At 69.9% G+C, this 12,173-nt stretch carries 12 protein-coding genes; 5 read left to right on the top strand and 7 right to left on the bottom strand.

Annotated features, from left to right (window positions below; all coding sequences use genetic code 11):
* Positions 1-2,492, bottom strand: a 2,492-nt coding sequence (locus tag G3I71_RS41820) for an RICIN domain-containing protein (protein WP_164323575.1), incomplete at its 3' end; no start/stop codon positions are given.
* Positions 2,493-2,741: 249 nt separating this feature from the next.
* Positions 2,742-3,131 (bottom strand): VOC family protein, encoded by a 390-nt coding sequence (locus G3I71_RS41815; RefSeq protein WP_164323573.1) that lies wholly within the window; start codon positions 3,129-3,131, stop codon positions 2,742-2,744.
* A 322-nt stretch (positions 3,132-3,453) separates the two neighbouring features.
* Between G3I71_RS41815 and G3I71_RS41810 the strand changes: the two genes are divergently transcribed.
* Positions 3,454-5,040, top strand: a complete 1,587-nt coding sequence (locus tag G3I71_RS41810; RefSeq protein WP_164323583.1) for a S8 family peptidase — start codon at positions 3,454-3,456, stop codon at positions 5,038-5,040.
* A 147-nt stretch (positions 5,041-5,187) separates the two neighbouring features.
* Here G3I71_RS41810 and G3I71_RS41805 read toward each other — a convergent pair whose 3' ends face one another.
* Positions 5,188-6,084, bottom strand: coding sequence for a 4-(cytidine 5'-diphospho)-2-C-methyl-D-erythritol kinase (locus G3I71_RS41805; RefSeq protein ID WP_164323571.1), 897 nt, complete (start codon positions 6,082-6,084; stop codon positions 5,188-5,190).
* Positions 6,081-7,010, bottom strand: coding sequence for a 16S rRNA (adenine(1518)-N(6)/adenine(1519)-N(6))-dimethyltransferase RsmA (rsmA, locus tag G3I71_RS41800; protein ID WP_164323570.1), 930 nt, complete (start codon positions 7,008-7,010; stop codon positions 6,081-6,083). The genes G3I71_RS41805 and rsmA overlap by 4 nt, the downstream gene beginning before the upstream one ends.
* 239 nt (positions 7,011-7,249) lie before the next feature.
* Here rsmA and G3I71_RS41795 point away from each other — a divergent pair, with 239 nt between their 5' ends.
* Positions 7,250-7,669, top strand: a complete 420-nt coding sequence (locus tag G3I71_RS41795; protein WP_164323569.1) for a VOC family protein — start codon at positions 7,250-7,252, stop codon at positions 7,667-7,669.
* Positions 7,670-7,746: 77 nt separating this feature from the next.
* Positions 7,747-8,490, top strand: coding sequence for a hypothetical protein (locus G3I71_RS41790; RefSeq protein ID WP_164323568.1), 744 nt, complete (start codon positions 7,747-7,749; stop codon positions 8,488-8,490).
* Between the two features lie 47 nt (positions 8,491-8,537).
* Here G3I71_RS41790 and G3I71_RS41785 read toward each other — a convergent pair whose 3' ends face one another.
* The 3 genes from G3I71_RS41785 to G3I71_RS41775 form a co-directional block, all read right to left on the bottom strand.
* The gene (locus tag G3I71_RS41785; RefSeq protein ID WP_164323567.1) at positions 8,538-9,446 is read right to left on the bottom strand and encodes a DJ-1/PfpI family protein; all 909 of its coding nucleotides are present in this window, start codon (positions 9,444-9,446) and stop codon (positions 8,538-8,540) included.
* 30 nt (positions 9,447-9,476) lie between these two features.
* Positions 9,477-10,079, bottom strand: coding sequence for an isochorismatase family protein (locus G3I71_RS41780; protein WP_164323566.1), 603 nt, complete (start codon positions 10,077-10,079; stop codon positions 9,477-9,479).
* Positions 10,080-10,284: 205 nt separating this feature from the next.
* Positions 10,285-11,346, bottom strand: a complete 1,062-nt coding sequence (locus G3I71_RS41775) for a zinc-binding dehydrogenase (RefSeq protein WP_164323565.1) — start codon at positions 11,344-11,346, stop codon at positions 10,285-10,287.
* Positions 11,347-11,606: 260 nt separating this feature from the next.
* Here G3I71_RS41775 and G3I71_RS41770 point away from each other — a divergent pair, with 260 nt between their 5' ends.
* Positions 11,607-11,987, top strand: a complete 381-nt coding sequence (locus G3I71_RS41770; protein WP_343243243.1) for a helix-turn-helix domain-containing protein — start codon at positions 11,607-11,609, stop codon at positions 11,985-11,987.
* Entirely contained in the window at positions 11,906-12,148 is a 243-nt protein-coding gene (locus G3I71_RS53020; RefSeq protein ID WP_369335579.1) for a winged helix-turn-helix domain-containing protein, read from the top strand. The genes G3I71_RS41770 and G3I71_RS53020 overlap by 82 nt, the downstream gene beginning before the upstream one ends.
* Positions 12,149-12,173 lie beyond the last annotated feature (25 nt).

Raw genomic sequence — 12,173 nt, 5'->3', positions numbered from 1 at the left:
GCGGCGGCGGTCGCGGCGGCGGCCGCGTCCGCCTCGGCGCGCGCCGAACTCGCGGCCGACTCCGCATCACCGGCGGCCTGGTCCGCCTCGTCCGCCGCGGCCCGGGACTCCTTGGCGTCGGAGTCCGACTCGTGGGCCTCGGCGTAGGCGTCCTTGGCGTTGGCCTTCGCCAGCGCCGCATTCGACCTGCTCTCGGCGTCCCAGGCGTCGTCGCTGAGCCCCTTGGCCCGGTCCCGCGCGCCTTCCGCATCCTGGCGCTTGCCCCGGGCGGTGGTTTCGGCGCTCTCCGCCCGGCCCTTGGCCTCGGTGGCGGTCTGCGCGTACCCCTGCGCGTTCACCTTGTGTTGCGCGGCCTCGGCCTGCCTGGCGGCGGCGGTCTCCTTCTCCGCCTTCGCCGTGGCCTCCTCGGCCTGAGCGGCGAGCCGCTTGGCACGCGCGTCGGCGGCGGCGGCCTTCGCGTCGGCCTCGGCCTTCTGCGTCTGGGCGAGCTTCACCTTCGCGAGATCCCGGGCCGCCTTGGCGGTCTGCGCCTGTACGGCGGCGGCGTCGGCGGCGGCCTTCGCCTGGGCCCGGGCCTCGTTCGCGGCGGCGGTACGGAACGCCGCCCTCGACTGGGCGGCCTGCGTCACGGCACGCGCGGCGATGGTCGCACTGTCGCCGGCCGCGGCCCGGGTGGCCGCGTAGGCGGTGTCACCGGCCTTGGCCAGCGCGTCGAGCGCGGCGGCCGACGCCTTGGTGACCTGTGCCTTCTGCTGGCCCACGAGCAGCGCGCGGCCACGCGGGGCACCCGCCTTGTCCGCGATGCCGTACGCCGCCTGCAGCGCGGTGTCCGTCTTGGTCACGGCCGTCTTCGCCACCGTGACCCGGTCCTTGAGCAGGTCGAGCTGAGTCTTCGCGGCGGTCTGGGCGTCCGTGACACCCTTCTTCGCCTTGTCGAACTGGGCCTTGGTCGGGTAGTCGAGCTTGTCGGTGCCGTTGTGACCGGACGGGACGATGTCGAACTTCTGCGGGTCCTTACCGGTGCAGTCCCACATCCGGCCGTCGCGGCTGTTGGTGTAGTCGGCCAGGTCGAGACAATTGCCGGTGCTCGGGTTGTACAGCCGTGTCGTGCCGTGCGTGCCGTACTCCCACTTCTGGGACACGAAGGTGCCGCAGGTGGCGATCTGCACGACCGTACCGTTGGCGCTCGCGCCACCCTTGACGGTCAGGCACTTGCCCGAGTTCGGGTTGAACAGGTTGTCGCCGGAGATCTGCCACTTCTGCCCGACGCCGCCGTTGCAGGTCGAGATCTGCACGGCCGTACCGTTGTCCTTCTTGGCGCCGGCCACCTCCAGACACTTGTCGGAGGCTCCGTGGGCGTGCACCACGAACGGGCTGTCGCCGATCCAGCCGGGTCCGCCGGCCGACCAGTAGTCCTGCCAACGGGTCAGGTGATCCGCGATCCAGGACTGACCCAGCATCTCGCCCAATGCCGTGGCGCCCGTGGTGAGGGCCTTGATGGTGTCCCGGTTGGCGATGAGGATCTGGTTGCGCTGCGTGGCCTGTGCGGCGACCTCCTGCTGCCACTCCGCAGACGCCGACGCGACCTCCTTGCCCAGGACCTTCCTCGGATCGACCGGACCACGCCACTCGCAGGACGCGAACCGGGTTTTCAGGTCCTCGACGGCGATGCGGTACTCGACGCTGTCCGGCTCGGGCGCGGTCTGCGGGAAGCCGCCGTACGTCAGGAAGAGGCGGGCGTTGTCGGTGGAGGTCGGATGGAAGCTTTCGTTCACCAGGCGGTCGTAGGTCTGATACTCGGCGAACGCCTGCGACCAGTTGGGGCTGTGCGGGTCGGGAGAGGAGCCGTAGAGCGGGTCACCGAGATCCTTGACGGCCTTGAGAGTGGCGGCGTCTGCCTCCGGGGTCGGGTCCTCGTAGAAGTCGCCCTCCGCCCGCCGCCACGCCGCGCCGGACCACTGGGGCAGACCGGTCTGGCTGAAGAAGTCCTCGCCATCGCTTCCGTTCCCCGGCGGCCACGTGAAGTCGGTGACAGTCTTGAAGCTCGCGGGGAAGGACAGCTCCGTGAGCGGCTTCGGCCAGGAACTGCGGATTACGCCGCGCGCCTCGGATTCCGCGTCCAGGAGGTCCCGGTCCTGCTCGAACGCCTGGGAGAGTGGGGTCGTCTCCCAGTAATTTCGGTTCGCTGCCGTGTGCAGCTTGTCCGGGGTCTGGCCGAGCGCGTTCTGCGCGACGCCGACCATGGCCGGACCGCCCATGCGCAGCGCCTCGGCCATCAGGCACTGGTCCTGCCGGAGCTGCTCGGCCGCGGTGGCGTCGAAGCCGTCGTAGCTGTCGGCGACGGCTGCCATGTCGTCGGCCGCGTACCGGCTCAGCAGTGTCGGCTGCACGGCGAGGCCGCCGAGCAGGGCCACGCCGAGCGTGGACGTGAGCAGTGGTGTGAGCAGGCCGGATCTCGTCCGGGCATGCGTGAAGAGCCGAAGTCTCGGCATGTGGTCTGTCCTCCCCGTGGCGAGGGTATTCCCCGGTCGCCTGTCAACTCGCGCGGTGGCGGAGTGGTCAACTCCGTGCGGCGCGGCGCTCACCATAGACACACATGTCGGGTTCAGGACAAGCATTTTCTGGGTCACATGTGAGAAACATGTGAAGCCCGGGACAGCCGGGCCGACCGCGATCCCATAAGGCACAGGCAGCGGCCGAGGGCCGCACTCCACGCCGGAGTGCGGCCCTCGGCCATGCGATTACGAGGCCCAGCCGCCGTACGGCACGGTGATGAGTTCCATGGCGTGGCCCGCCGGGTCCATGAAGTACACGCCGCGGCCACCGTCATTGTGGTTGACCGTGCCGGGCTGCTTCCGGTGAGGGTCGGCGTAGTGCTCGATGCCGCGCTGCCTGATCTGCGCGTACGCCGCGTCGAACTCCTCCTCGGAGACCAGGAAAGCGTAGTGCTGGGGGGTGATCCGATCCGCGGGGATCGTGGCGAAGTCCAGCGTGACGCCGTTGCTCAGATCAACGGCGATGAACGGGCCCCACTCGGCGGTGATTTCGAGACCGAGCAGGTTCGCGAAGAATTCCGCTGACTCCCGGTTGTCCCGGGCATGGACGATCGTGTGGTTCAACTCGACTGACAAGGAATGCCTCCGAAGGGCATATCCCGACACCTCCATGTCTCACCCAGCCGGTGACCGACACGCGATGTCGCCGCAAATCTTAGTCGTTGCCGTTGCCGTTGCCATTGTCGTTGCCGTTGCCGTCCACGTAGTGGGTCGACGGTGGATAACTCGCCCTCTACCCGGACGTAGGGATTCCCCTTATTGACGTGATCCCTTCAATTCCGTCACGGTGTGCCCACGGAGACGCCACCCCCCTCACCCCCCACACGTCCCCGTACGACTCGTGCACATCGAACCAGAGGGGAACCACCCAGTGTCCGTACCGCACTCCCCCACACACATCTCTGCCGCCGCGCGCCCCACACGCGGCACCCTCGCCGCTCTCGCCGCCGCGGCCTCCGTACTCGCCCTCGGTGGCGCCGCCGTCGCGCCCGCCGTCGCGGCCACCCCGGCCGTCGGTGTGATCCAGGGCGCCGGCGCCGACGGTGTCATCAAGGACAGTTACCTCGTCACCCTCAAGGACAGTGCCGGTTTCCAGGCCGCCTCCAGCAAGGGCAAGGCGCTCGCCACCCGCTACGGCGCCGAGGTCGAGCAGACCTACAAGTCGGCCCTCAACGGGTACGCGACCGAGATGACCGAGACCGAGGCCAAGCGGCTCGCCGCCGACCCCGCCGTCGCGAAGGTCGTGCAGAACAAGACCCTGCACATCAACGACACGCAGAGCAGCCCCACTTGGGGGCTCGACCGGATAGACCAGGCCGATCTGCCGCTCGACTCCGCCTACACGTACCCGTCCAGCGCGGGCAGCGGCGTGACCGCCTACATCATCGACACCGGTGTACGGATCACCCACACCAACTTCGGCGGACGCGCCTCCTACGGCTACGACGCCATCGACGGCGACACCAGCGCGGACGACGGCAACGGGCACGGCACGCACGTCGCCGGAACGGTCGCCAGCACCACGTACGGTGTCGCCAAGGCCGCCAAGATCGTCGCCGTGCGCGTGCTCGACGACTCGGGGTCCGGGACCACCGCCCAGGTCGTCGCCGGTATCGACTGGGTGACCACGAACCACGTCAGCCCGGCCGTCGCCAACATGTCGCTGGGCGGTGACGCCGACTCCGTACTCGACGAGGCGGTCGCCAACTCCATTGCCTCGGGCGTCACTTACGCCGTGGCCGCGGGCAACGACAACATCACCGCGTCCTCGAACTCCCCGGCTCGCGTCGCCTCCGCGATCACCGTGGGCGCCAGCACGAGCGCCGACGCGCGGGCCTCGTACTCCAACTACGGCTCCGCCGTGGACATCTTCGCGCCGGGGTCGAGCATCACGTCGACGTACAACACGTCGAACACCGCCACCACCTCCCTCTCCGGTACGTCGATGGCGTCCCCGCACGTCGCCGGCGCGGCGGCCGTCTACCTGGGCGAGAACCCCAGCGCCACGCCCGCCCAGGTCGCCACCGCGCTGACCTCGGCCGCGTCCAGCGGCACCCTCACCAGCGTCGGCACCGGCAGCCCCAACCTGCTCCTCCAGGTCACGCCCAGCGGGGATGACGACAGCGGCGACACCGGTACCGCCTTCGAGTCGACCACCGACGTGACCATCACGGACGCCGGTTCGGCCGTCTACTCGCCGATCACCGTCAGCGGCATCACCGGCAGCGCGCCCAGCGACCTGTCCGTGTACGTCAACATCGTGCACACCTACCGCGGTGACCTCGTCATCGACCTGGTCGCACCGGACGGCTCCACCTACCGCCTGAAGAGCAGCAGTTCCTCGGACTCCACCGACAACGTCGACGCCACCTACACCGTCGACGCGTCCAGCGAGACCACCGTCAACGGGACCTGGCAGCTCAAGGTCCAGGACATCTACAGCGCCGACACCGGCTACATCAACAGCTGGAAGCTCACCTTCTGAGCGTTCGGAACCTTCCGAGCGATCTGAGTCTGCGCGAACAGGCGTGCGCCCCGGGGACAGCGGTCACTCGGGGCGCACTGCCGTGTACGGGGCCGAAGAGGAAGCTGACGGAGGAGGGCCCCTCCGCCGCCCCCGACGCACCCGTCGTCACACCACGGTGGCGCCCGGTACCGGCCCCGCGGTCACCCGTACGGCCCGGCAGGTACCGGACGCCGACAGCGCCCGCGCCACCTGCCGCGCGGCCTCCGCGTCCCGGGCGAGGAACGCCGTCGTCGGACCGGAACCCGAGACCAGCGCGGTCAGCGCACCGGCCGCGCGGCCTGCGGCGAGGGTGTCGGCGAGGGCCGGGAAGAGGGAAAGGGCGGCGGGCTGGAGGTCGTTGGAAACGGTGGCGGCGAGCGCGTCGGGGTCGCCCTCGGCGAGCGCGTCGAGGAGTTCCGGCGAGGCGACGGGCGGGGGAACGTCACTGTCCGCGACCAGCCGGTCGAACTCCCGGAACACGGCCGGTGTCGACAGCCCGCGCTCCGCCATCGCGAACACCCAGTGGAAGGTGCCGCCGGTCTCCAGGACCGTCAGCTTCTCCCCGCGCCCGATCCCGAGCGCGGCCCCGCCCACCAGACTGAAGGGCACATCGCTGCCCAACTCGGCGCAGATGTCGAGGAGTTCGACGCGCGAGGCCCGGGTCCCCCACAGTGCGTCGCAGGCGAGCAGCGCACCGGCGCCATCGGCACTGCCGCCCGCCATCCCCCCTGCCACAGGGATGTCCTTGACGATGTGGATGTGCACGTCGGGCGTACGGCCGTACCGCTCGGCGAGCGCGACGGCGGCGCGGGCGGCGAGATTCGTACCGTCGAGGGGCACTTGAGCGGCGTCGGGCCCTTCACAGGTGATCCGGAGTTCCGCTGCCTGGGTGACGGTCACCTCGTCGAAGAGGCCGACGGCGAGGAAGACGTTGGCGAGGTCGTGGAAACCGTCGGGACGCGCGGCACCCACCGCGAGCTGGACGTTGACCTTGGCGGGAACCCGAACGGTGACGGCGCTCACAGCTGCCCGGACTCCTCGTCGCCAGCGTGCTGTTCCTGAACCCTGTTCTCCTGGACCTTGTTCTCCGCGATGCGGACGAACTCCTCGACGCTCAGGGACTCACCGCGGGCCTGCGGGGAGACACCGGCGGCTACGAGGGCGGTCTCGGCGGCGGCGGCCGACCCGGCCCACCCGGCGAGCGCGGCGCGCAGGGTCTTGCGCCGCTGGGCGAAGGCGGCGTCGACGACGGCGAACACCTCGCGCCGCGCGGCGGTCGTCTTCAGCGGCTCGGCCCGCCGGACGAGCGAGACGAGCCCGCTGTCGACGTTGGGCGCGGGCCAGAAGACGTTGCGCCCGATGGACCCGGCCCGCTTGACCTCGGCGTACCAGTTGGCCTTCACCGACGGGACGCCGTACACCTTCGACCCGGGCGGCGCGGCGAGCCGGTCGGCGACCTCCGCCTGCACCATCACGAGCGTCCGCTCGATGCTCGGGAACGTCTCCAGCATGTGCAGCAGCACGGGCACGGCGACGTTGTACGGGAGGTTGGCGACCAGTGCGGTGGGCGGCGGGCCCGGCAGTTCGGTGACGCGCATCGCGTCGGAGTGCACGAGGGAGAACCGGTCGGCGCGGGTCGGCATCCGGGCGGCGACGGTGGCGGGCAGCGCGCCCGCGAGCACGTCGTCGATCTCGACGGCGACGACCCGGTCGGCGGCCTCCAGCAGCGCGAGGGTGAGGGACCCGAGCCCCGGCCCGACCTCGACGACCACGTCGTCGGGCCGCACACCGGCGGTGCGCACGATACGGCGGACGGTGTTGGCGTCGATCACGAAGTTCTGCCCGCGCTGCTTGGTGGGCCTGACGCCGAGGACGTCGGCCAGCTCACGGATGTCGGCGGCGCCGAACAGGGCATCGGGGGAGGCGTCGGGGACGGGGCTGGTACTCACGGGTCCAGGGTACGGGGGGTGGGGGGTGGGGGGGTGCAGGCGGGCTGGGTGGGGGCTGGGGGGCGGTGTGAGCCCGGGGCCGTTGTCCGTGGGTGCGGCCCTCGGGTACTGGGCGGGGGCATGCCCCGGATGCTCCGGCCGGGCAGGACCGAGTGCTCATCGCCGAGCTGCGGCAAGGCTCGCTCAAAAGATCGCGATCGAGCCGGAACCGGAGCCTGCACCGGGCTAGAAAGTTCGGTATGGAACTCACCCAGATACGCCTGCTGGTGTCCGACTTCCCCGCCGTCTACCGCTTCTACCGGGACGTGCTCGGGCTCAAGCCGCAGTTCGAGGCCGAGAGCGGCCCGTACGCCAAGCTCAGCCCCGACACCGGGCACGCGGCGATCGCGTTGCAGGACCGGGTACAGATGGCCGGCGTACTGGAGCGGTTGGGTGCGGAGCCGGAGGGACATCGCGCGCTGGTGGTGCTGCGGGTGGACGACCTGGACGCCGCCCACGCCGAACTCACCTCCCGGGGGGCGGATTTCACCCGGGGTCCGGGCCCGATGGGCGACCGGATGCGGGTCGCGTATCTCCAGGACCCGGAAGGGAACCTGATCGAGCTCCAGGAGTGGCTGGCGCTGCGCGACCAGGCAGAGGGAACGCCTTCGGAGCGGTGAGGACCTGCACGTATGTTGCGGCAGCAGGGCGACCTTCCCTGCGCAGGAGAGGCCCGTCACCGGATACGAGGAGACACATGACTGCCGAAGAACTACGTGACCTGCTCGTACAGGCCCGGGGCGAGCCGTCTCCGCTGTACGGGCTGGAGGACCCTCTGGCTTACGACGACGTCGGCGCCTTCACGAGCAACATTCCGCTGGACGACGCCGGGCTGGCCCTTCCCGCGGAGCTGGCGGAAGCGCTGCGCTCCTGGTCGCTGTCACGCCCGCCGGAGGGTTTCGCCTCCCGGCCGGCTCTTCGCAAGCACGTCAAGCAAGGGGTGACGGTTTCCCGGCGGCTGGCCAGGCATCTCGGTCCGTTGTGGCCCGTGCGCTACTCGGACGAGCGGCACCGGTCGGCGAAGTGGGTGTGCTGGAGCTGCGACCTCCTGCACTGGGAACGCAACAGTCACGGCATTCCGGTGTACCCGGTCGACCTCACGGTCGAGGGAGAGTTCCAGTTCGGTCCGCTGCGCGCGGAGGGGTTCGGGGACTTCTTCCCCGATGATCCCGCCGCCGGGCTGGACCTGTCCGAGGAACTCGTCGCCGACCTGCGCGCGTGGGCGAAGGACATCGACGCGAAGTTGAACGTCTACCTGCAGGACCGGGACGAGATCAGGCGCGAAGGCGAGTGCGAGCGGCAGCTCCGCGAAGGGGCGGAGCTGGCGAGACGTGTCGCCCACGAGGTCGGCCCCGACCGGGAGGTGACCTACAAGGGCTTGGCGAACGGCGGTCTGATCTCGATGACGTCGATCACCTGGCGAGGGGACCAGCAGGTGTAGGCGGGCCTTGGACGAGGCCGGTGGGCTTTCCGGCTCACCATGTCCCGTCAGGCCGCGCGGGTGCGCAGGCGGCGCAGCATGCGGGCGTCCTCGAAGCCGACCGTGTGGGCGGCGGCGTCGACCGTGGCGCCATGGCTGATGAGCTGCTCGGCGCGTTCCAGGCGGAGGGTCTGCTGGTATCGCAGCGGGGTGAGGCCGGTGGCGCGGCTGAAGAGCCGGGTGAGGGTGCGTTCGCTGACGCCGACGGCCGAGGCCAGGTGAGGCAGCGGCAGGGGTTGATCGAAGCGGGTGTCGATGAGGTCCTGGGCGCGGTGCACGGTGTCGTCGAGGTGGGACCGGTGCCGGAACATCGCGCTGGTCTGGGGCTCGTGACCGTTGCGGCGGGCGTAGACGACCATGTCCCGGGCGACCTGGGCGGCGACGGCGGGCCCGTGCCGGCCGGCGACGAGGTGGAGGGCCAGGTCGATACCGCTGGCGATACCGGCCGAGGTGATCACCCGGTCGTCGGCGGTGAACAGGACATCACGGACGACGACCGCCCCGGGGTGGCGCAGGGCCAGCTCGTCCTGCACGTCGTGGTGGGTGGTGCAGCGGCGACCCTTGAGCAGGCCGGCCCGCCCGAGTGCCTCCGCGCCCGCGCAGACGCTGGCCACCGTTCCGCCCCTGGTGTGGTGGTCCCGCAGGACCTGCAGGGAGGCGTCGGCGATGGCGGGCGAGTCGGCCAGGGTGGCGGCCTGCCAGCCGGGGACCACGATCAGGTCCTCGGGCCCGAGTTCGGGCCAGTCGGACCCTGCCAGCAGGGGCAGGCCCTGGGCTGTCGGGACCTGCGGCTGCTCGGCGACATAGGTGAAGGTGTACGGGTGCCCGAGGTCAGCCGCGGTGGAGAAGACCTGCGCGGGGCCGGCCAGGTCCAGCAGATGGACTCCGGGCACCAGGAAGAAGACGACGTGGCTCACGATTCGGTCATCATGCCAAAAGATCGGCCATCATGCCGGAAGTTCCGCCGCGGCCTCCACCTCGTCGACCGTCGCGATGGTGGCGAAGCGGCCGGCGAGTGCGTACTCGGTGCGCCGGATGATCTCGTCGGCGGACAGGGTACGGGGGTCGGCGAGCAGTTCCGCGACGCTCTGGTCGGCGGGGGCGTCGCGGTGCGGGATGGGGTTGGTGGCGGTCGCGTCGACGACGAAGGTGACCTGGTAGCCGAGGTCGCTCGCCACGCGGGCGGTGGTCTCCACGCACTGCTCGGTGCGGATGCCGCAGACCGCGACTTCACGGACCCCGTGCTCGGTGAGGCGTTGCTGCAGGTTGGTGGTGGTGAAGGCGTTGTGCGAGGTCTTGTGGATCAGCGGTTCGCCGTCCTCCGGCCGCTCCAGCTCCTCCAGCAGCCGCACCTGACCGAGGGCCGGGTCGAAGGGACCGCCGCTCCCGGGCTCGGTGTGCAGTACCCACACCACCAGGTCCCCGGCGCGGCGGGCGAGCCGGACCAGTCGGTTCGCCTTGTCGGCGATCTTCGGGTCGGAGATGGTCTCCCACAGCGGGTGGGCGCGGAAGGACTCCTGGACATCGATGACGATCAGTGCTCGGGTCATGCCCCTAGCGTCCGGCATACGGAGAGGGCGGCGACAGGCCTCATCGGGTCCCGAAGCGGACTGATTCGGTCAATCAGAACCTGCCGCCGACGGTGAACTGTATCCAGGTCGCGGTGTGCGGGTTCCAGGCGCCGAGGGCCGTTGAGGCAGCGCCGTGGTACCGGACCAGCAGGGCCCCGGACGGCTCGTGTGCCAAGAATTGGAGTCAGGCTCGACCGACTCCGTCGGGCAAGGACGGATCAAGGAGAACCTTCCCCGCGTCGCCGCGCATCAACTCCAGAGCGTGGGGAAGCGCGCTGATGGGAAGGCGGTGAGTGATGAGTCCCTCCAGGTCGACTTTCTTGCTCACGACCAGAGCACTGAGTTTGTCCCAGGTCTCCCAGATCGACCGACCCCAACTGCCACGAAGGGTGATGCCGCGGGTGATCAGGGTCTCGGTCGCATCGATCGAGAGGTCTACCTTGAGTAGTCCGACAGCAACCACCGTGGCCTCTCGGCGTACGGCGGACAGCGCGGCCTGCATCGCCGGTACCGCTCCCGAGCACTCGAGCGCCAAGTCGAACCCGCCTCGTACCCGCGTGGTGGAGTCAGCGGCCGCTATGGCATCCACATCGGGGGCAATCGCTTGCGCGCCGAGGGTCTCGGCGAGACGACGTCGGTGTGCGTTGGGTTCGACCACAACGACCCGCCGGGCTCCGAGCGCCTCTACGATCTGTGCCGCGACGAGGCCGACTGGCCCGGCGCCTGAAATGAGGACGGATGCACCGGCCAGGTCCATGCCGGAGCGCAGGACACCGTGCATGGCGCTGCCTGCGGACTCGAGCAATGCGGCGGTCTTGCTCCCGATTTCGTCTGGCAGCACGAAGCAGCTTCTCGCCGGGACAACCACTCGCTCGGCGAAGGCGCCGTCCACTGCGACCCCAAGCAGATCGATCCGTTCGCAATTGTGTCCGTCGCCCCTGCGACAGAACCAGCACTCACCGCAGTGGAGGTGCGTTTCCATGGCGACTCGCGTTCCCAGCGCCGGCCCGTAAGAGTGAGGGCCGACTTCTACGACCGTCCCGGCGCATTCGTGACCCATCGTGCGCGGAAAGGTCATCTGTATGTCGCCGGCCGCGCCCCCGTGGTCGAAGAACGCGGCGTCGCTGCCGCACACAGAGGCGGCTGCGACCTCGAGCCGGACCTCTCCTGGGCGCAGGGCCGGCTCAGGTCGGTCGGTGACGAACTGGCAACCTGGACCCGGTCCGGCCTTGATCACTGCGCGCATACGACAAGCCTCCGCTGTTCGGGATACCACCGGGCCGGGCACATCGTCAGTCGCGACCTACGAATTCGAGCAATTGCCGGTTGAACTCGATCGCTTCGCTTACGTGCGGGCCGTGACCGCTTTCCTCGAACACTGACAGGCGGCCATCGGGGACCTCATTCGCGAACCACTCCATGCCTTCCAGGTGGTAGTACTCAGGTTGAACTCGTAGAGCCTGCCGGGGTTGTGACGGTTCATGATCCCTGCGGTACGACGGGATCATGAGGTATGCGCAGAGGGGCGGGTATACGCCCGTCGAGCAGGAGAAGCGGGAGTTGCTGAGGCTGGAGGCGGCCGGGCGGTTCGAGCGTGGTGATGATGCCGTGGTGATCGCGGCCGGTCTGCGGGTCACGGAGCGGACGGTGCGGCGGTGGCGCACGGTGTGGCGCGAGGGCGGGATCGCGGCGCTGAAGTCGAAGGGGCCGGTGTCGCGGGAGCGGCTGTCGGTGCGGGAGTGGGACCGGCTGGAGGCGGAGCTGAAGCGGGGGCCGCTGGCCCACGGCTTCACCGATGACCAGCGGTGGACGCCGGGCCGGATCAGGACGCTGATCGGCAGGCTGTTCCACAAGGGCTACACGGTCCAGGGGTGGCCAAGCTGCTGAAACGGCACGGCTGGTCCTGCCAGGTCCCGGTGCGCCACGCGGTCGAGCGCGACGAGGAGGCCATCGAGATGTGGAAGGACGAGGTGTGGCCGCGGTTAAAAGGACAGCGGCGGACCTGGGCACCTATATCTGCTTCGAGGACGAGGCGGGCCAGGGACTGAGGCCGCCGAAGGGCCGCACCCGCAC

The sequence above is a fragment of the Streptomyces sp. SID12501 genome, assembly GCF_010550245.1.
In the GTDB taxonomy this organism is placed as follows: Bacteria; Actinomycetota; Actinomycetes; order Streptomycetales; family Streptomycetaceae; genus Streptomyces.
This window is presented reverse-complemented; position numbering and strand designations above follow the sequence as displayed.

What these genes read in the sequence shown, in the direction of transcription:
- G3I71_RS41770 (WP_343243243.1), top strand. Translation starts at nt 11,607, where the DNA reads ATGAGGTATGCGCAGAGGGGCGGGTATACGCCCGTCGAGCAGGAGAAG.
- G3I71_RS41795 (WP_164323569.1), top strand. Translation starts at nt 7,250, where the DNA reads ATGGAACTCACCCAGATACGCCTGCTGGTGTCCGACTTCCCCGCCGTC.
- G3I71_RS41780 (WP_164323566.1), bottom strand. Translation starts at nt 10,079, where the DNA reads ATGACCCGAGCACTGATCGTCATCGATGTCCAGGAGTCCTTCCGCGCC.
- G3I71_RS41790 (WP_164323568.1), top strand. Translation starts at nt 7,747, where the DNA reads ATGACTGCCGAAGAACTACGTGACCTGCTCGTACAGGCCCGGGGCGAG.
- G3I71_RS41775 (WP_164323565.1), bottom strand. Translation starts at nt 11,346, where the DNA reads ATGCGCGCAGTGATCAAGGCCGGACCGGGTCCAGGTTGCCAGTTCGTC.